This window comes from bacterium, from assembly GCA_026708015.1.
GTDB lineage: Bacteria > Actinomycetota > Acidimicrobiia > Acidimicrobiales > Bin134 > Poriferisocius.
In genome coordinates this window covers 1-16,404 of record JAPOVT010000034.1, presented here as the reverse complement: position 1 = coordinate 16,404, position 16,404 = coordinate 1, and the positions used below count along the sequence as shown (strand labels likewise).

At 65.3% G+C, this 16,404-nt stretch carries 17 protein-coding genes and 2 pseudogenes; 8 read left to right on the top strand and 11 right to left on the bottom strand.

What is annotated here, in order from left to right:
* Positions 1–8 precede the first annotated feature (8 nt).
* Positions 9–1,694 (bottom strand): ABC transporter family substrate-binding protein, encoded by a 1,686-nt coding sequence (locus OXG30_07545; protein ID MCY4134751.1) that lies wholly within the window; start codon positions 1,692–1,694, stop codon positions 9–11.
* 183 nt (positions 1,695–1,877) lie between these two features.
* Here OXG30_07545 and OXG30_07540 point away from each other — a divergent pair, with 183 nt between their 5' ends.
* Positions 1,878–2,144, top strand: a complete 267-nt coding sequence (locus OXG30_07540) for a hypothetical protein (GenBank protein ID MCY4134750.1) — start codon at positions 1,878–1,880, stop codon at positions 2,142–2,144.
* A gap of 100 nt (positions 2,145–2,244) precedes the next feature.
* A pseudogene (locus OXG30_07535) lies at positions 2,245–2,445 on the top strand (hypothetical protein).
* A gap of 12 nt (positions 2,446–2,457) precedes the next feature.
* On the opposite strand, the gene OXG30_07530 reads toward OXG30_07535, so the two are convergent.
* From OXG30_07530 to OXG30_07510, 5 genes and pseudogenes are all read right to left on the bottom strand, one after another.
* On the bottom strand, positions 2,458–2,850 hold the full coding sequence (locus tag OXG30_07530) for a PIN domain-containing protein (GenBank protein ID MCY4134749.1): 393 nt from the start codon (positions 2,848–2,850) through the stop codon (positions 2,458–2,460).
* On the bottom strand, positions 2,847–3,086 hold the full coding sequence (locus OXG30_07525) for a hypothetical protein (GenBank protein MCY4134748.1): 240 nt from the start codon (positions 3,084–3,086) through the stop codon (positions 2,847–2,849). The genes OXG30_07530 and OXG30_07525 overlap by 4 nt, the downstream gene beginning before the upstream one ends.
* Positions 3,087–3,267: 181 nt before the next feature.
* Positions 3,268–3,474 (bottom strand): annotated as a pseudogene (locus OXG30_07520) (leucine zipper domain-containing protein).
* Between the two features lie 133 nt (positions 3,475–3,607).
* Positions 3,608–3,775 (bottom strand): hypothetical protein, encoded by a 168-nt coding sequence (locus tag OXG30_07515; GenBank protein ID MCY4134747.1) that lies wholly within the window; start codon positions 3,773–3,775, stop codon positions 3,608–3,610.
* Positions 3,772–4,014 (bottom strand): hypothetical protein, encoded by a 243-nt coding sequence (locus tag OXG30_07510; protein ID MCY4134746.1) that lies wholly within the window; start codon positions 4,012–4,014, stop codon positions 3,772–3,774. Before OXG30_07510 ends, OXG30_07515 begins: the two co-directional genes overlap by 4 nt.
* A gap of 162 nt (positions 4,015–4,176) precedes the next feature.
* On the opposite strand from OXG30_07510, the gene OXG30_07505 reads away from it, so the two are divergent.
* Together OXG30_07505 and OXG30_07500 are read left to right on the top strand one after the other, a co-directional pair.
* Positions 4,177–4,638 (top strand): PIN domain-containing protein, encoded by a 462-nt coding sequence (locus OXG30_07505; GenBank protein ID MCY4134745.1) that lies wholly within the window; start codon positions 4,177–4,179, stop codon positions 4,636–4,638.
* A gap of 19 nt (positions 4,639–4,657) precedes the next feature.
* The gene (locus OXG30_07500; protein MCY4134744.1) at positions 4,658–4,795 is read left to right on the top strand and encodes a hypothetical protein; all 138 of its coding nucleotides are present in this window, start codon (positions 4,658–4,660) and stop codon (positions 4,793–4,795) included.
* A 72-nt stretch (positions 4,796–4,867) separates the two neighbouring features.
* Here OXG30_07500 and otsB read toward each other — a convergent pair whose 3' ends face one another.
* The 5 genes from otsB to OXG30_07475 all read right to left on the bottom strand — a co-directional run bounded on the left by otsB (position 4,868) and on the right by OXG30_07475 (position 11,946).
* Positions 4,868–7,420: a trehalose-phosphatase gene (otsB, locus tag OXG30_07495; protein MCY4134743.1), complete on the bottom strand. Its 2,553-nt coding sequence runs from the start codon at positions 7,418–7,420 to the stop codon at positions 4,868–4,870.
* Positions 7,417–8,817, bottom strand: a complete 1,401-nt coding sequence (locus OXG30_07490) for a trehalose-6-phosphate synthase (protein ID MCY4134742.1) — start codon at positions 8,815–8,817, stop codon at positions 7,417–7,419. Before OXG30_07490 ends, otsB begins: the two co-directional genes overlap by 4 nt.
* 127 nt (positions 8,818–8,944) lie before the next feature.
* A complete protein-coding gene (locus tag OXG30_07485; GenBank protein MCY4134741.1) occupies positions 8,945–11,179 on the bottom strand; it encodes an arylsulfatase in 2,235 nt (744 codons plus the stop codon).
* A gap of 78 nt (positions 11,180–11,257) precedes the next feature.
* Entirely contained in the window at positions 11,258–11,635 is a 378-nt protein-coding gene (locus OXG30_07480; protein ID MCY4134740.1) for a PIN domain nuclease, read from the bottom strand.
* Positions 11,632–11,946, bottom strand: a complete 315-nt coding sequence (locus OXG30_07475; GenBank protein ID MCY4134739.1) for a hypothetical protein — start codon at positions 11,944–11,946, stop codon at positions 11,632–11,634. Before OXG30_07475 ends, OXG30_07480 begins: the two co-directional genes overlap by 4 nt.
* A 135-nt stretch (positions 11,947–12,081) precedes the next feature.
* On the opposite strand from OXG30_07475, the gene OXG30_07470 reads away from it, so the two are divergent.
* The 4 genes from OXG30_07470 (at position 12,082) to OXG30_07455 (ending at position 16,229) form a co-directional block, all read left to right on the top strand.
* A complete protein-coding gene (locus tag OXG30_07470) occupies positions 12,082–13,251 on the top strand; it encodes a pyridoxal phosphate-dependent aminotransferase (protein MCY4134738.1) in 1,170 nt (389 codons plus the stop codon).
* Entirely contained in the window at positions 13,248–14,012 is a 765-nt protein-coding gene (locus tag OXG30_07465) for a carbon-nitrogen family hydrolase (protein ID MCY4134737.1), read from the top strand. Before OXG30_07470 ends, OXG30_07465 begins: the two co-directional genes overlap by 4 nt.
* A gap of 6 nt (positions 14,013–14,018) precedes the next feature.
* A complete protein-coding gene (locus OXG30_07460) occupies positions 14,019–15,179 on the top strand; it encodes an MFS transporter (GenBank protein ID MCY4134736.1) in 1,161 nt (386 codons plus the stop codon).
* 180 nt (positions 15,180–15,359) lie between these two features.
* Positions 15,360–16,229, top strand: coding sequence for a hypothetical protein (locus OXG30_07455; GenBank protein MCY4134735.1), 870 nt, complete (start codon positions 15,360–15,362; stop codon positions 16,227–16,229).
* Positions 16,230–16,404: the final 175 nt, after the last annotated feature.

Sequence of the window (16,404 nt, the reverse complement as noted above, 5' to 3'; positions counted from 1 at the left end):
TGGAAAAACTAGTTAGCCAGTGCCCATTCCTCCAGATTCCAGGTGAAGCTTTCCAGGGTGGGGTTGTCTTGGATGTTCTGGAGATTGTCGTTCCAGGCCAAGAAGAAGGGGAGTTGGTACACCGGGGTGTTGGGGAGGGTTTCCCACATGAGGGCGTCGGCCTGATTCAACAGTTCGGCCTGGCGGTCGGCGTCGAGTGTGAAGGTGGCCTCGGTCAGCAGGTCGTTGACCCGGTCGTCGTCGTAGGCCCCGGGATTGCTGTCGCTGCCGGTTCCGAACACCTGAAGGGCCGATGTGGCCGGCAGAGGTCCGCCCACCCAGGCGAAGATCACCAAGTCGAAGTCTCCGGGCGGACCGGGCGGGTCGTTGGTTGAGCCGAACACCGGTCCGAATATCTCACCGCCGGGCAAGTTGTCGATGGTGATTCTGATCCCGGCTTCAGCCAGCTGGTTCTGCACCAGCTCTTGGAACTGCTCCCGGCGATCATTGCCGCCGGTGGTGCGGATGCGCAGGCTTAGCTGCCGGCCGTCTTTGGCGTACACGTCGCCGTCGAGCACCCATCCGGCGGCTTCCAGAACGGCGCGGGCCGCGGCCACATCCCGCTGTTGGAACTCAGCCGGAGTGTTGTCTTGATACTGGGCTTGGCCGTTCATGTAGATCCGGTTGCCCAGCGGTTGAGCCGACTCCGAGAACGGCCGCATGAGCGCGGTCACGATCAGCTCTCGATCGAGCGCCAATGCGATGGCCTGGCGCGCCTCCAAAGGAACGGTGGCAGTGTTGAACGTGATGTGCTCCCAGGTGGGGCCGAAGGTGATAGAGGATTCCACTCCGCCTATTCCGTTGATCTGTTGCACTAAGTCCACTTGGGGTTGCGGATAGATCACGTCTACTTCGCCGTTTTCCAGCGCGAGGGGCAGGTTGCCCACATCGCTGATGAACCGGAAGGTGACCTCGTCGATATGGGGACCTTCGCCGAACCAGGTGGGGTTGGCCACCAGTGTCAGATCGCTGCCCGGGTTGTACTCGTCCACCACATAGGGACCGGCGCCCACACCTGGATCGGTGCGGAAGCCGTCGCTCCAGTCCCGGCCCAGGTGGGCGGGCGGGAACGGTCCGGAGAACAGCAGGATGTATTCCACGAAGGGCTGGCCCTCGGGCCAACTCAGACGGACGGCCTTGTCGTCCACCACCTCCAAGGTTGCGCTGTCGAAGCCCTGAGTGGCAGCGCAGTCATCTTGGGGGTCGTTGCAGTTCTCGAAATAAAACACCATGTCGTCGGAGCTCACCGGGGTTCCGTCGCTCCACATGGCGTCAGCTCGCAGCCGGTACTCCACCACCAGGGGATCCTCTTGGATGATGGTGGGTAGGGTTTCGCAGAAGTACGGCTCGAAGGAGAAATCGGGGCGGGTCCGCGTGCAGGTGGGGTAGATGGCCCGGGTGATTTGGCGACCGGCCAGGAGGTTGTCGCCGGCAGTCAAGTTGTTGAAGTTGGTGATCTCCTGCTCCAGACCGACGACCACGCTGGTGGGCTGCTCTTCTTCCGGGCTGGGGTCTTCGGCTTGTGTCGGGGCCGCGGCAGGCTCTTCATCTGTGGCCGGGGCCGCTGTGGGCCCTGAGGCATCCGGTGGAGGCGAGTCGTCGTCGTTGCCACAGGCAGCGGCTAGCAGGACTAGTGCCAGCAGGGCCGCGACCACTCGCGAATATCGATCGATTTTCGTGTGCTTTGTCATAGCAAGGTCAATTATGGCTGGCCTGATAGCCCCAGGGGCAAAGAACCCCGTTCGCGGAATGTCGCTAGGGTCGATAGCATGGGAGCGTAGGGAACATATCCGGGTGTCCGGCGGTTGTAACCTCAACCGGTAGCGAAGGAGAGAGCAGTGACATTGGAAACCGTCCGCAACCCAGCGGCCCTCATCGAGATCACCGAGTTGGTGGATCGGTTGCTGGACGCCATCGATGGAGAGCTCACCAGCCGCTCCCGGGTGGTGGACGGACTGTTGGACCTGCGTCTTGCCGCTGCTGATCTTCCCGAAGTGGTCGCCCAAGTCGATGATTGCCTAGCCACGCTTCCCGGCAATACCACGGTGACCAACCTGTGGTGGATGGAGACATTGGCCGACCTCCGCACCGCCGCTTCTAACTGATCCCCTGATTGGCGGCAGCTCGGCTGCACCGGAGATATAGGAGGGATACGTTCGCGGGGCAGCAGGAGGTGGCGAGATGAGTGAATCCTCTTCGGCGGTGGTGAAGGGCATCGGCGAGGCCGGCACCATCGCATCCACCCCTGCGGCGATCAACGCCATCGCCGACGCGCTGTCGCCCCTCGGTATCAACGACGTAGAGATGCCGGCCACGCCCGAACGGATCTGGGAGCTGGTCTCCGGGTCGCAGTCACAGGAACCGCCTAGCAGCCGTTGGAGCCTGAGAGGCCTATTGCGGCGTTGACGCCGAGCGGGCTCAGACTTGCCGGCCCAATACCTCCAGGCTGTGCTGGGCCGCGCACTCCGCCAGTCTGGTGTCGAATGTGGCGATGGCGCGGGCGTTGTGGATGAGGGCGGTGTCGAGGACGATGGCGTCGGGCAACTGCAGCCCGGTTTCGACCCGCAGCGCCGCCCATCGTTCTGGAGCATCTGCTTCGACGTCGGTAACGACAAATGAGGCGCGAAGCCCGTCTGCTGCGCCATCGAGCATGTCGAGTCGGGCTGGCGCCACGAGGCATTCGGCCAGGGTAACTGGGTGCAGAAGTGCGTCTTCTTCGCCAATGCCCTGATTGATCGCCACCGCTCGGCGGTGATGTCCATCGCTGGGGTCGCGCAATGCCACGACCCAACTGGCGTCGGCAACGATCATGCGGGCCAATCCTGGGATCGGTCATAGAGCGCCGAAGAGCCGGGCAGGGAGCCTTCTAGCATCGCCCGGGCGCTAGCACGAGAAGTCGGCGTGCGACCGCTTTGAATCCAGTCCAGCATGATGAGCTTTATGAGCCCGGCTCGGGGCGCACCCGGCCATTTTCGGGACGCCTCATCGAGGACTTCGGTGATCTCGTCAGTCTCGGTCACCGAATGGCGAGGCCGGGTTGTTGGCATACTCAAGAGTGTAGCACTTAGTGCAGCACCAACTGCCTATCGGATTTCGTCGGGGATGGGGGGTGCTTCGATGGCGGGGTCGAAGCACCCCCGGGGGGCGGGCCCGGAGGCCCGGCTTGGGGGCCTCCGGGGGCTGGGGGTTAGCTGGGGCCGTGACAGTGGCGTAGGCGTGGTAGGCGCTGGTGCGCCGCGGCGACCGGCGCGGCCTTGACGACCGGTCCACAAGACCGGCCTCGCCTTCGGCCTGCCAGCGCCGTCACCACTTGGCCACCGTGGCCCGCGACAAGCCCATCTGGGCGGCCACATGGGCCTGGGGCATCCCCGCCTCCACCCGCTGGACGATCAACAACCTCCCAGTGGGCGTGAAACGTGCATTAGCGTGCGACATCGAGCCTCCCTTGCTCTGTGCGGCAGTTCACAACCACCACACTGGCATCGGAGGCTCACCCAATAGCGGAGCTACCCGCCCGAGCTAACAACCTCTATGGGCACTACACCCAGCCCCGGCAAGCCGCGGGGTCTCAGTTGTTGTCGATGACAGGGTTGAAGGGGGTGCCGTCAGAAAGGCGGTAGGTGTTGAAGCCTCTGCGGTCCAACGTGAGGATGTCCGATACAGCGAGCCGCTCGGCTAGCAGTACCAAAGTGGCATCGGCAAAGTCCATGGGGGTGTCGACTAGCCAGATGCTCACGAGCGCCAGTTATGGGCGCGTATCTCCGATTGCCAGCCTTCCTGGGGCGCGTCGGCGGTATCGGCTTGGATCGAGCCCCGGAGCAGGCCGACGCGGTCGCCGAGGGGGCGGGCTGTGACCGCTTCGCGCAACGCCTCCCGTACGACTTCTGAGACCGAAGTGCCCAGCAACTCGGCACGACGGGCAGCAGCGTCCCACAACTCGGTCTCGACTCGCACCGCCATCAACTTCATACCCATACCCTCCTAGTGTACAACGTATGTATAACAACAGGCCCGCTGCCGATCTCCCCGACTGTACGTCCACGCTAGCATGTGTGAATGAGATTGAAATAGATTGAAAAATAATATTGTCGCGTTAGGCGGAGTGGTTCGTTAGAGCGGGGTTGATGAGCCCCTCTCGTGATTCTGCTTGATACGCACGTCCTCGTTTGGTGTGCCACCGGGGACACAAGGAAGATGAGCGGCGAGCGCATGGATGAGATCGATGCTGCGATGCTGAGCGGAGAGGCGGCGGTTTCCGCGGTCACGTTTTGGGAGTTGGAGCACATCCGGCGCAAGCCCAGCAGGAACATGGCCCGATTGCCGCGGACCGCGAGTCTGAGATTGCGGCTCCTCTCCGATGGCCGGGGGGAGATCGCTCCAACCGGGGACATCATGGTCAAGGCCGTAGAACTGGGAGACGACGGGTTTCACAAGGACCCCATGGACCGGATCATCGTGGCCACCGCGCTCCGGACTGGCTATAACTTTGCCACAGCAGATGCCCAGATCCTGGCCTGGGCCGATCGTACCGACCAGTTGGACGTCTTCGATCTAACCAGCAAGCCTATCGACCTCATCGACCCGTGGGCGGATGGGTAATCGGGACATCAGGATGACAATGGCGTTTCGCCTACTTTGGCGGCCGTCAGCCCGCAAGCGGCGTGACGAGGCCGAACCCGGCGAGCTGACGCTTGCCGACACTGACTTCGCCCGCTTCCCCGAAGCCCGCTGGGTGAACCCTCTCGTAGACCAGTAGCAACGCAAGCCCCCGGCAGCCTCTGCCCGGAACACTTGGTGATGCGGTTGGGGCAGATCCCTTAGACCGCCACTATGTCGATAGGGCTATGGCGGCGTTGATGAGGCCGAGGTGGGAGTAGGCCTGGGGGTGGTTGCCCAATAGGCGCTCGTTGGCCGGGTCGTACTGCTCGGGGAGCAGACCGGTGGGTCCGCAGAGGTCGAGGTAGCGGTCGAACAGGGCTCGGGCGTCTTCTAGCTGGCCGATCAGAACGTAGGCCTCGATCAGCCACGACGCGCAGATCAGAAAACCGCCCTCGGTGCCGGGTAACCCGTCGTCGTGGCGATAGCGATACACCGTCTGGCCGTCGCGCAGCTCACTCTCCACTGCTTTGAGAGTGGACACGAACCGGGAGTCGCTAGGGGGCAACAGCCCGCTCAGGCCGATCCACAGGAGGCTGGCGTCGAGGTCGCCCGACCCGTAGGCGGTGGTGTAGGAGCGGCGCTGCTCGCTCCACCCGTTCAAGATCACGTCGGCGGCAATCTGGTGGCGAAGGGGTCGCCAATACGGGGCCAGCTCGGGGTCGATGCGCTCAGCGATCTTGATAGCCCGGTCCACCGCCATCCAGCACATGACTCTGGAATGGACATGGTGGCGGGGCGGGCGGCGCTCCTCCCAGATGCCGTGGTCGGGCTCGTGCCATCGGGTGGCTACCGCCCCCACCACCGCCTTGACCACCTCCCAGTGCCGGTCGGTGAGGGTTACCTCGGCGTCGCACAGCCGCCAGGCCAGATCGACCACCGGGCCGAACACGTCGAGCTGCACCTGGTGTTCGGCGGCGTTGCCTATCCGCACCGGGCGGCTCCCGGCGTATCCGGCCAACTCGGGCAGCACCGCCTCGGGCAGGGCTTCGTCGCCTACCAGCGGATACACCGGCCGAAGCTGCTCGGGGCTGGGCAGATGCTCCACCCGGTCGAGAATCCAATCGAGCAGATCTCCGGCCTCCTGGCTGCTTCCCAAGGCCAACAGGGCGGCTGCGCTCATGGCGGCGTCTCGGGGCCAGCAGTAGCGGTAGTCCCAATTTCGGACTCCGCCCATCACCTCGGGCAGGCTGGTGGTGGCCGCGGCCAGCATTGCTCCCGAGGGCTGGTGGCACAGTGCTTTGAGCACCAGCGCCGACCGCTCCACCTCCTCGGAGGCAACCGATGGAAGAGTCAGGCCCTTGGCCCAACTCTGCCAATGGGATGCGGTGGCGTTGCGGCGGTCGGACTCGGTGACGTCGGATTGGTGGGGGTGCCCGTGGACGCCGAGGCGCAACACCATCTCCAGCGGCGTGCCGTCGAGCTGGACGTCGGCGATGGCCGTCTGGTGGGGGCCGTCTTCGATGATCTCCCAGCGCACCCCGGGCGACAGCAGGATCATGGTCTCAGCTGCTCCCGCCACCTCTAGGCCATTTTCGATGGCGTGCAGGCCGGTGGGGGCTCGTCCGAAGTCCAAGCGGGGAGCGAACTCGATGCGAATCCGGCCCGTGCCCACGATGGCCCGGATCAAATTGGTGCGCCCAGCCGGCTGGAAGGGGCGCTGGTCGGAGCAGTCCAGATAGTCGGTCACCGTCACATCCGACCATCGGGTCTCAGCGATCATGGTGCCGTTGAGATAGCGGTGGGAGATGGGCGGGCTGTCGTCATGGCGGCTGATGGAGAAGTGCCCGGCTCTGGTGCCCCCCAGCAGTTCGGCGAACACCGCCGGTGAGTCGGCTCGGGGGTGGCACATCCAATTCACCGAGGCGTCGGAGGTGACCAGCGCCACTGTCCGCTGGTCGCTGAGCAGGCTGTGGCGCTCGATGGGAAGGGCGTGCTCACCAACCAGCCAGGCGCGCCGGCGCTCGGCCAATAGAGCCAGCATCTGGGCCACTGACTGGGGGTCGTGTAGGCGGCCCCGGGCCAGGGTCGGCTCCGGCCCCACCTTCAGACCGAGGTCGGGGCCCGTCAGCCGGGTGAAGGCGTCCTCGTCGGTGACATCGTCGCCGGCGAAGATCACCGCCTCGGCCGAAACGTCGGTTCTCAGCCGGTCGAGGGCGTCGCCCTTGTTGAGGTCCAGCACCGACAGCTCCACCACCATCTTGCCGGTCTTGAGGTGAACGCCATCCCGGGAGCCCGGTCCGCTCAGCACGTCTTTCACCGCGACGGCAGCGATCTCGGGTTCGGCCTTGCGATAGTGGAACGCGACTCCGGCTGGCTTGGGCTCGACGATGAACCCGTGGTCGCGCCGGGCGATGTCGTTCAGCTCCCCCAGTACCCGGTCGCGCAGGTCCCGCTGCTCGGGGGACAGGTCGTCGGAGAAGCCGACGTCGAACTCGGTGCCGTGGCTGCCCACCAGGTGGATCTCCTCAGGCAGTCGGCTCAGCGCAGCCAGATCCCGCAGCGCCCTTCCGGAGATCACCGCCACATGGGTGTCGGGCATGGCGGCCAACTGGCGCAGGGCGGCCACCGATTCCCGGAGGGGCCGGGCCTCGTCGGGGTTGTCGATGATGGGGGCCAGGGTGCCGTCGTAGTCGCAGGCCACCAGCAGCACCGGCACTCGGGCCAGCTCTCGCAGCCGAGCGTCCACTTCTTCGGCCGCCATGATGGGGCTGACCTCGTTCATTCGCAGGCCTCCAGGCGGGCCAGGAAGCGCTCGGCCCAGCGCTGAGCGGTATTGGACCGGACAAGTCGTCTCATCGTCCGCATGGCTGGCTCGGTTTCGGCATGGGGGCGGTGGGCAGCGGCCTCCATGGCGGTTTTCAGTCCTTCGATGTCATGGGGGTTGATCAGCTCGGCGGTTCGCAGCTCTTGGGCCGCCCCGGTGAATTCCGACAGCACCAGCACTCCGGTGTTGTCGGGGCGGGAGGCCACGTATTCCTTGGCCACGAGGTTCATGCCGTCGCGCAGCGGGGTCACCAGCATGATGTCGGCGATCAGGTACATGGCCACCAGTTCTTCGATGGGCTGGCTCTGGTGCAGGTAGTGGACCACCGGTCGGCCCATCACCCCGAAGTTTCCGTTGACGTCGCCCACCATCTGCTCCACCTCTCGGCGGACCTCGGCGTAGCCGGTGACCTGCGAGCGGCTGGGCTCGGCGATCTGCACCAATACGCAGTCGTCCACCGAGAGCCGCCCCTCGGCCAACAGCTCCCGGAAGGCTCGCAACCGCACCTCGATGCCCTTGGTGTAGTCGAGGCGGTCCACTCCCAGCAGCACCGTTCGGGGAGAGCCCAGGGATTGGCGGATCTCCTCCGACCGGGCCTGCACCGCGGGATCGGCGGCCAAACCGGCGATCCGGTCGGTGTCGATGCCGATGGGAAAGGCCCCCACTTGGCTGGTTCGTCCGTTGTGCTGAATCACTCTTCCGGTGGTTTTGGCTCCGGTTATTCGGTTCACTGCCCGGCAGAAGTTGTCGGCGCTCAGCGGGGTTTGCAGGCCGATCAAATCCGCCCCCAGCAAGCCGTCGATTATCTCGGCCCGCCACGGCAGCCGGATGTATAGCTCGCGGGCTGGGAACGGGATGTGGAGGAAGAACCCGATCCGCAGATCGGGCCGGGCTGCCCGCAGCATTCTGGGCACCAGCAGCAGGTGGTAGTCGTGAATCCACACGGTGGCGCCGGGGGCGGCCAGGTCGGCCACGGTGGCGGCGTAGCGCTGGTTGACGGTGCGATAGGCATCCCACCAGGTGCGGTGGTACTCGGGAGGCACCAGGGCGTCGTGGAACAGCGGCCAGAGGGTGGCGTTAGAAAACCCCTCGTAGAACAGCTGAAGCTCGCCCTGGCTCACGCCCACGGGATGGCACTGGAAGCCGTCCACCTCGAACGGCTCGGTGCCCGGTCCGGGAACGCCGGTCCAGCCCGCCCACACCGCGTTGGGATTGCCCGACATCACTGGGCGCAGGGCCGATACCAGTCCACCGGGGCTGGGAACCCACTTGGCCGTCTCGCCCTCCCACACCCGCCTCACCGGGAGCCGATTGGCCGCAACCACGAAGCTCCACTTCTGGTTGCCTGTGGCCACGAGGCCAAAATATCGCGCCATGCCTTGGCACCCGGTGTTGGTATCTTGATCAGCCATGCGGCCCCGGCCTGGTGGGCCGAGTCCGGTTGTGATCAACCTCGTGCCGGGCCGGGGTCGCTCTTTGCTCTCAGTCGATCACCATCAACTGATCGGGCAGCTCGCGGTCGTCTGCAACGTCGATCACCACTTGGCTGAGGGTCCCGGTGAAGGGGAATTGGCCGGCGGTCCGAGGGCTGGGAGACGGCGCTCTAGTGAAGCCCACGCTGATGCCCACCGCGTGGATGTGGGTGTTGTGGGTGACGGGCATGGCCACCGAGGCGGCTTCTTCGCCGTTTACCAATAGCCGGCCGGTGCCGGCGTAGCTGCCGGTGCGCTCGAAGGCGGCGGTGACGGTGACCGGCCCGGTGGGCAGCGCCTCTGGGGTCTCGGCCACATAGTGGTCCCAGGCCATGTTGTAATCCCATACCAGCCTATCGTCCTGGATGAACAGGGAGAATCCCGAGGCCACGTCCCCGCAGGCCAACAGCGTGCCGTCGTCGCCATCGGCCCGGGTCAGCTCCGCGGTGATCTCGTAGGACACGTTCTTGAGGTCGGGGCAGCCGTCGCTGGGGATGTAGGCCCCCGGGTAGTACACGAACCGGGAGCGGCTGGTGATGGGCCGGGGCTTGGGCACGTGGAACCGCTCCAGGATGCGGTCGTCTAGGGGAAGCACCTGATAGGACCGGGCCGCCTCCCACCACCGGTCGATGAGCTCGGTCAGCCGCTCAGGCTCGGTCTCAGCCAAGTCTTGGGCTTCCGAGAAGTCCTGATCCAGGTGGTATAGCTCCCAGCGGTCGTCGTCGAAGCTCTCCCCCTGGATGTGGCGGGTCACCGCCTTCCATCCGTCGGCCCACATGGCCCGATGGCCCAGCATCTCGAAGTACTGCTCGGCCTTGGCGGTGGGCGCGTCGGCATCGGCGAAGGAATACACCATGCTGGTGCCCTCCATGGGCATCTGGTGCACGCCGCCCACCTCGGCGGGCGACTCCAGGCCGATGGCCTCCAGCAGCGTGGGGGTGATGTCGCTCACATGGTGGTACTGGGTGCGCACCGAGCCATGGTCGGCAATCCCGTCGGCCCAGGAGATGATGAGCGGGTCGCGCACCCCGCCGGCATGGGTGTTCTGCTTGTACCACTTCAGCGGGGTATTGCCGGCCATAGCCCATCCCATGGGGTATGCCATCCAGGAGTTGGGTCCGCCGATCTCGTCGATATCGGCCAGCTGTTGGTGGATGGGCCGGGGCTCGAGACCGTTGATGAAGCGCATGCTGTTCTCGTGGCCCGACGGTCCGCCCTCTTGGGTGGCCCCGTTGTCGGACAGCAAAACGAACACCGTGTTGGTGGCCTGGCCGATTTCATGCAGCCTGGCGACGAGCCGGCCGAGGTGCTCGTCGGTATGGGTGAGCATCCCGGCATAGGCCTGCTGCATCCGGGTGGCCAGCCGCTGCTCGTCGGCGCTCAGCTCTTCCCACTCGGGAACGCCGGGGTTGAACGGGGGCAGGTCGGTGTCGGCCGGGATGATGCCGATGTCTTTCTGGCGGTTGTACCGCTCTTGGCGGATGGCGCCCCAGCCGGCGTCGTAGCGGCCGTTGTAGTGGTTTATGTAGGGCTTGGGGACGTGGATCGGGTAATGGCCGGTGCCGAAGCACAAATAGAGGAAGAACGGTCGCTCGGGCCACGCCGAGGTTTGGGCGGTGACCATGGCGATGGCCTGGTCCACCAGATCCTCGGTGACGTGGTAGTCGGGCTGGTCGGGCCGGTCGATGTGGTGGTTGTCGGCCACCAGATCGGGGTCCCATTGGTTCGTGGCACCGTCTAAGAAGCCGTAGTAGCGATCGAATCCCCGCTGGAGGGGCCACTGGTCGAAGGGGCCGGCGGGGGTGGTGTCTTCGATGGGGGCCAGGTGCCACTTGCCCACCGCGAAGGTGGAGTAGCCCGCAGGTCGGAGCATTTCGGCCAGCGTGGCCGCCCGGGCGGAGATGCGCCCGGTGCAGCCGGGGAATCCGGTGTCCCAGTTGCTCACCACCGCCATGCCCACAGAGTGGTGGTTGCGGCCGGTGAGCAGGCATGCCCGGGTGGGCGAGCAGATGGCGGTGGTGTGGAAGTTGTTGTAGCGCAGGCCAGTGGCGGCGAGGGCGTCCATGGTGGGGGTGTCGACTTCGGAGCCGAAGCAGCCCAGGTCGGCGAATCCGACGTCGTCGAGGACGACCATGACGATGTTGGGGCTGTCGGGGGGTGGGGTTACTGGATCGGGCCACCAGGGGGTTGATTCAGCCACCGTGTTTCCGACGACGCCGCCGTATGTCTGAGCATCAGAAGTCATGCGGTGTTGCTAGCACATCCAGCTCACCACCCACCGCCCTACCCATTCGCCTCCACGATCTCCTTAGAGAGGGGAGGCTCAGAGTGGAATGATATCGATCCTGCGTTGGCTGGCGGCTACGAGCCTAAACAGGTCGTCGGGGTCGGAGGTGATGATCTCATCGCCGTGATCGGCCATGGCCACCAAGGCGGCGTCGATGGCGTCGGAAAGGTCGCTGCGGGCGAGCAGCAATCCGGCTTGCCGCCCCAGCTCTTCATTCAGCGGGACAGTCTCCACCATTCGCAAAGCCCGAGCCAGCCGAGCTTGATCTCGTCCCCCTCGCCACACCTGGGCAATGACACCGCCGTGGGTCCTCAGTGGGATACCTGATTGCCGGGCGCCCTTCACCAACCGTTCCACCGGCTGGTAGCCGCTCTCTATGGCAATGAACGCGCCCGCATCGAGGAGGACGCTCATTCGGCTTGCTGAGCCAGGAGCCGTTGCCGCTCGGCCAGCCATCTCTCGCCCTTCTGCCTCCAGTACGCCGCCGCCTCTAGGTCGCGCTGTCTCTGCTCCGCTATCTCTTCGTCGGTGATGGGACCATGCAAGGCTTCGAATTCCGCGATCAGCTCGTCGAGTGCCACCAGTCGGTCGTCCCTGGCCAGTTGCTCTGCCATGGCCTGTGAGATCCACTCGCTCACCGACCGACAGACGCCTGCCTGGACGGCTGATTTGGCGTGGTTGAGAAGGTCTAATTCCACCGTGATGGTGATTCGTTCCTTCGGCATTCAATCATCATACTTTTATATGATGAAGATGCAATAGGTCTGGCTCTTGTCACCCCAAAACAAAAGCACATCGCCCTCCAAGACACGCCTGAGGTTTTGGCAAGGGGAGGGGGAGGGGGTCCCAAGTAGGCTTCTTTGGTGCCTGAACGGGTGTTGAACGAGCGGTTGGTGGAGTTTGGGACGACGATTTTCGCCGAGATGTCGGCGCTGGCTCTGGCCACGGGGGCCATCAACTTGGGGCAGGGGTTTCCCGACACCGATGGGCCCCAGGAGGTGGCCGATGCCGCGGTGGCCGCCATTCGGGCGGGCCACAACCAATATCCGCCGGGGTTGGGGATTGCCGATCTGCGGTTGGCGGTGGCCGAGCACCAGAAGCGGTTCTACGACCTGGACTTCGACCCCGACACCGAGGTGCTCATCACCGCCGGGGCCACCGAGGCCATTGCCGCGGTCATGCTGTCGCTGTTGGAGCCCGGTGACGAGGTGGTGCTGTTCGAGCCTTACTACGACTCCCACATCGCCGGCATTGCCATGGCCGGGGCCCAGCGGCGGCTGGTGACCCTGCGGCCTCCCCACTACCGGTTCGATCCCGACGAGCTGGCTGCGGCCATTGGTCCCCGCACCCGGATGATCGTGGTGAATTCGCCCCACAATCCCACCGGCAAGGTGTTCGACCGGGGGGAGTTGGAGCTGATCGCCGAGCTGTGCCGCCGCCACGACCTGCTGGCGGTGACCGACGAGGTGTACGAGCACTTGGCCTACGACGGCGAGCACATTCCCATGGCCACGCTGCCGGGGATGCGGGAGCGCACGATCACCGTGTCGTCGGGGGGCAAGACGTTTTCGTTCACCGGGTGGAAGATCGGCTGGGTGTGCGCGGTGCCCGAGCTGCGCGATGCGGTGACTGCTGCCAAACAGTTCTTGACCTTCGTGAACGGGGCGCCGTTCCAACACGCCATTGCGGTAGGGCTACGGCTGGGCGACGCCTACTTCGACGGTTTGCGGGCCGGCCTGATGGCCCGGCGTGATCAGCTCACCGACGGGCTGGCTGCCGCCGGGTTCGAGGTGTACCGCCCGGCGGGCACCTACTTCGTGACCGCCGATGTGCGCCCGCTGGGCTTTGACGACGGCATGGCCCTATGCCGCAGGCTGCCTGAGCTGTGCGGCGTGGTGGCCGTGCCCAGCGTGGTGTTCTACGACAACGAGGACGAGGGGCGCCACCTAGTGCGGTTCGCCTTCTGCAAGCGCCCCGAAGTGCTGGATGAGGCGGTGGAGCGTCTGGCCAAGCTGGGGAGCGGCTCATGAAAGTCGCCGCTGTCCAGCACGACATCGTGTGGGAGGACCCTGAAGCGAACTTCGAGCGATTGGGCCCCAAGGTGGCGCAGGCCGCGGCCGACGGGGCTCGATTGGTGGTGCTGTCTGAGATGTACTCCACCGGGTTCTCCATGGCCTCCGACCGGGTGGCTGAGGCTCCCGACGGCCCCAGCGTTGGCTTCTTGGCCGATCAGGCCGCCGCCCACGGCGTGTGGGTATGCGGATCGGTGCCGGTGAGCGACCCATCGAAGGCCGAATTGCCTTTCAACCGGTTCGTGCTGGCTAGCCCCGAAGGAGAAGCAGCGGTCTACGACAAGATCCACCCGTTCTCCTACGGTGGCGAGCACGAGCGCTACGCCGCGGGGGCCGACCGGCTAACTGTGACCATCGAAGGGGTGGGGATCACCCCGTTTGTGTGCTACGACCTGCGGTTTTCCGACGAGTTTTGGACTCTGGCCCACAACACCGACTGCTACGTGGTGGTGGCCAACTGGCCCGCGCCCCGTCGGGCCCACTGGTCGGCGCTGCTGGTGGCCCGGGCCATTGAAAACCAGGCCTACGTGGTAGGGGTGAATCGGGTGGGAACCGGGGGCGGCATCGACTATCAGGGCGACTCGGTGGTGATCGATCCATTTGGGATCGAGGTGGCCAGCGCCCCCGAGGGCGAGGAGGCGGTGCTATACGCCGACATCGACCTCGCCCGGTTGGAAGAGGTCCGGTCCCGTTATCCGTTCTTGGAAGACCGCCGATAGCCAACAGTGACTGCCCAGTCCCAACCATTGCTGACGGCCCGATTCGTGGTGCTGTGTTTGTGCGGGGTGTTCTACTTCATGGCCCTGGGACTGGTATACCCGGTGCTGCCCGGCTTTGTGGAGAACGACTTGGGCGGGGGACCGGTGGCGGTAGGGCTGGCTGTCGGCGGTTTCGGGCTGTCGGCTGCGGTGGCCCGCCCGCTGATCGGCCCGCTGGGGGACTCCAAGGGCCGGCGCTTCGTGGTGGTGTGGGGGTGCGTGCTGGCCGGAGTCGGCATCCTCGGCAACCTGTGGGTTTCCTCGGTAGCGGTGGCCGTGCTGTTTCGATTACTCACCGGGCTGGGTGAGGCAGCCTATTTCGTGGGCATCGCCGCGGCCGCCCAAGACATGGCCCCGGAGCATCGCCGGGGCGAGGCCACCTCGTACTTCTCGGTCACGGTGTACTCCGGGCTGGCCGTGGGACCGATCATCGGCGAGCAGTTGGAGGCCGCGGTCAGCTCTGACGCGGTGTGGGTGCTGGGGGGTGTGCTTTGCGCCGTAGGCACCTTTTTGGGCGCGGTCTCGACGCCCGGCCGTCCCGAAGGAGCACCATCGGGATGGCCCACCTCGTTCATCCACTGGCCCGCCCTCCGCCCGGCCTTGCTGCTGGGGCTGGGGTTGTTGGGCTACTCCGGGTTCCTGGCCTTCATCAAGCTGCACGTGGACGACATCGGATTCGCCCACTCCGGAGCAGTGTTTGCCACCTTTGCGGTGATGGTGATCAGTCTGCGGATTCTGCTGGCCCGCCTGCCCGACCGTCTGGGGCCGCAGCGCACCAGCACCGTGTCGTACGTGTGCTCGGCCACCGGTTTGTGGATTGTCGCCTTCTGGCAGCAGGTGCCCGGCGTGTTCATCGGCACCGCCATTTTGGCCATGGGCCAGACGTTCCTGTTTCCTGCCCTGTTCGTCATGGCCATACAGTCGGCCCCGATCAACCGGCGCAGCCAGGCCATCGGCACCTTCAGCGTCGCCTTCGACTTGGCTATCGGCCTGGGCGGCCTGATCCTGGGCGGCGTGGTGGAGGTGTCGTCGTATTCCATGGCTTTCTTCGCCGGCGGATCGCTGTCGCTGGTGGCCCTGGTGGTGAGCCGAACGGTTGTGCGGCCCCAGCTGAGGGCGTCCTTTTGACCCTGTCCATTGCTGCTGCCTGTTGACACTGCCTATTGACACCCGAAGGCTGGCGTAGGAGAGTTGCCCCCTTCCCCCTGAGCCTCCCCTTTCTCGCGCGCGACGCGCCCCCGAAGGCCGAAGGGAAGTTCAATGCGAGGCTCTGTGCTATTGGCCTCGGCTGCTGCATGTCTTTTGACCGTGTCCGTTGCCGGGACGGCTACCGGTTGGCAGCAGTCGGACGAAGGCACGTCGGTGGCGACCGAAAACGGCGAGGTGGAGATCGGGGTATGGATCGAGGTGGACGTGCCCGGGGCGTTTGAGCCCACCCCGAATCCGGCCGACCCCTCAAGGTCGCTGTGCTACTTCCAGCAGGGCAACTTCACCGAGCTCAACGCGTGGTTGGATAACGGCTACGTGGTCGCTCCCAACCCCGATGAGGTGTATGTCTTCAAGCTCTGCGAAACCGACGACGAAACGCAACTCGTCACGTTTTGGGTGTACCAGCCTGCGCCGCCGCCAGAGCCTCCGCCACCCACATTCCAGGAAACCACCCGGCTGCGCAATGAGGCCTGGGGTCGCCTGGCCATCCCCGAGCCGACCACGCTGACGGCTCCCGCTGAGATCGCCATTGTCCAACTCCCCACTTACGTGTGGGTTTCGGCCGCCGATCGCACGCCGGTGTCTGAGACGGTTACCACCACGCTGGATGGCCATGAGTTGAGCCTCACCGCCACCGCTTCTCCCCGTCGGCTGGGCTTTCTGCGGATTGACATGGGCGACGGAAACACGCTGTGGTGCGACGCTGGCGATGTGGCGGCTTTCGACCACTCCCGGGACCCGCTGGATCAGCCTTCCAACTGCTTCCACTACTACCGGCATTCGTCGGTCAGGAGGTCTGACCTCCGCTATCAGGTGGCGCTCACCGCCTACTGGGAGGTCTCGGTGGTGTGCGTGTTCAACGGCGGACCCTGCACCAATACGCCCCCCGCCGTTCCCACCCAGGCGCTTGCCGCACCGCCTCACCCCATTGGCGTCGCCGAGATCCAAGCCCTCGCCAGCCCCGGTTAGCCCCGCCGTTCAAACGACTCGCCTGACTCCCTGGGCGACCGCTGGGCTGTCACCACCGAACCATGGAAAACCAGGTGACAGCCCGGCGGCAAGGGGGTAGAGTAATCAGTCCACTCGACGCGGGGTGGAGCAGTCTGGTAGCTCGTCGGGCTCATAACCCGAAGGTCGCGGGTTC